The sequence below is a fragment of the Flavobacterium sp. genome (assembly GCF_036741995.1).
GTDB lineage: Bacteria > Bacteroidota > Bacteroidia > Flavobacteriales > Flavobacteriaceae > Flavobacterium.
Genome location: NZ_DAINRG010000111.1, coordinates 1 through 1,743, shown reverse-complemented (window position 1 = coordinate 1,743; position 1,743 = coordinate 1). Strand labels below are relative to the sequence as shown.

Here is a 1,743-nt window from a genome sequence, read left to right as displayed (position 1 = left end):
TTTAAACACCGGTGAATTTGCAGCTGCCGAAGTAAGCCAGAATGTAAATATAGACAGAATCGGAAACCTGCAACTTACCGATGAAGAAGAACTAAATCTAGTCGCTTTTCTGAAAACATTAACCGACGGCTATCACAAATAGTATCTAATCCTAATTTTTAAAACCAAATATATAATGAAAAATATTTTTAGAATAACAGCAATTGCACTTTTAAGTTCAATGAGTTTAATGGCTCAGGACCGGGTTTTTAACTACACTTACCAGAGCAACGTTCTAAATAAAGGTGTGAAAGAAATTGAAGTATGGACTTCTGTAAATACCGGGAAAAAGGATTATTACAGACAATTAGAAAGCCGCGTGGAATATGAAGTTGGTTTAGGTTCTAATCTTCAAACCTCGTTTTATTTGAACTCTAAGCAAAATGCTTTTTATGATGATATTACCGGTGAAATTGTTATGGAACCAACTGAAATCTCTTTCTCTAACGAATGGAAATATAAATTTTCAGACCCAGTAGCCGACAAAATAGGATTTGCTGGTTATTGCGAAATAACGGTAGCAACAGACGAATTAGAATTAGAGCTAAAAGCAATCTTTGACAAAAAAATAGGCAATACTCTTCACGCATTAAACTTAGTGGTAGAGCAAGAATGGGAAACAACTACTGTTGACGGAAAAATGAAAACAAATCAAGCCACCAAATATGACATAAATTACGGCGCTTCCTACACCCTTTCAAACAAATGGAATTTAGGTGCTGAAATTTTAGACCGAAATGTGTATTATAACGAGGATCATGCCACACATTCTGCTATTTTTGCAGGGCCATGTTTAGAATATCATGTTGATAGTTTTTGGATTAACCTTTCGTATTCCCCACAAGTTGTAGGGTTACACAATCCTGACGGATCAAAAGGGCTAAATGTTGATGAATTTACCAGAAATAATTTCAGAGTATTATTCTCGTATTGGTTTAAATAATATCCGATGAAAAAACTATTGATTTTCCCTGCTTTAGTACTGATTTCATGTAGCTCACAATTGTACGTCCCTGTGCATGAGGTGAATTCTGTTTCAGTTGAAAACCTTAAAAAAGGGAGAGATTTATATGTGAATAATTGTTCCAGTTGCCACCAGTTATATTTACCAAATCAATATAATGCCGAAGCTTGGCAGCATAATCTTGATGAAATGCAAGTCAAAGCCAAAATTACTGATGGGCAAAAAAAACTGATTTATGATTATTTAGTCAATGCACCAAAATAAAAAGTTAAAACAGGTATTTAATTCCCGAATCACACACTATATTATTTGCCCATTATGACATAAGCTTATAGGTTTGCCACTAATCAAATCTACAGCATTATGGAGTGGTGGCAAATTCTAATAGGAATACCGGTTATAATAGTAGGCGGTTACATTCGAGGTAAAATCTATGAGCATAAAAAGGATATGCATCATAATGAAAGTTGGAGAAGCAGAAAAAAATAATCATCCTCTTTATATTTTTATTTACATTTGAAACCGCCCATGTTCTGAGACAACCAAATACCACAATTATTCGGAACTCATTTTTTTCATTTTGCCGCTTGTATTCATACTTGCGGCAATCGTTTTTTATAGTATTATATAAAAGGAAATGGTAATAAAGAAACTATAGTTAATAGTATAATATTTAATGGCATAGAAACTGATAAAGAATAAAAACACAGCATAATGTTTGTTATTATGAACATAAATAC

General features: G+C 33.2%; 2 protein-coding genes. Both read left to right on the top strand.

Going from position 1 to position 1,743, the window contains the following annotated elements:
- The first annotated feature begins 175 nt into the window (after nucleotides 1-175).
- Nucleotides 176-982 (top strand): hypothetical protein, encoded by an 807-nt coding sequence (locus V7D82_RS13755; RefSeq protein ID WP_333601518.1) that lies wholly within the window; start codon nucleotides 176-178, stop codon nucleotides 980-982.
- Between the two features lie 6 nt (nucleotides 983-988).
- Nucleotides 989-1,267 carry a hypothetical protein gene (locus V7D82_RS13750; RefSeq protein ID WP_162128005.1) on the top strand — a complete coding sequence of 93 codons (279 nt, stop codon included), beginning with the start codon at nucleotides 989-991 and terminating at the stop codon, nucleotides 1,265-1,267.
- Nucleotides 1,268-1,743 lie beyond the last annotated feature (476 nt).

Excerpts from the sequence above, each read along its gene's own strand:
- V7D82_RS13755 (WP_333601518.1), top strand. The coding sequence starts at position 176 with ATGAAAAATATTTTTAGAATAACAGCAATTGCACTTTTAAGTTCAATG.
- V7D82_RS13750 (WP_162128005.1), top strand. The coding sequence starts at position 989 with ATGAAAAAACTATTGATTTTCCCTGCTTTAGTACTGATTTCATGTAGC.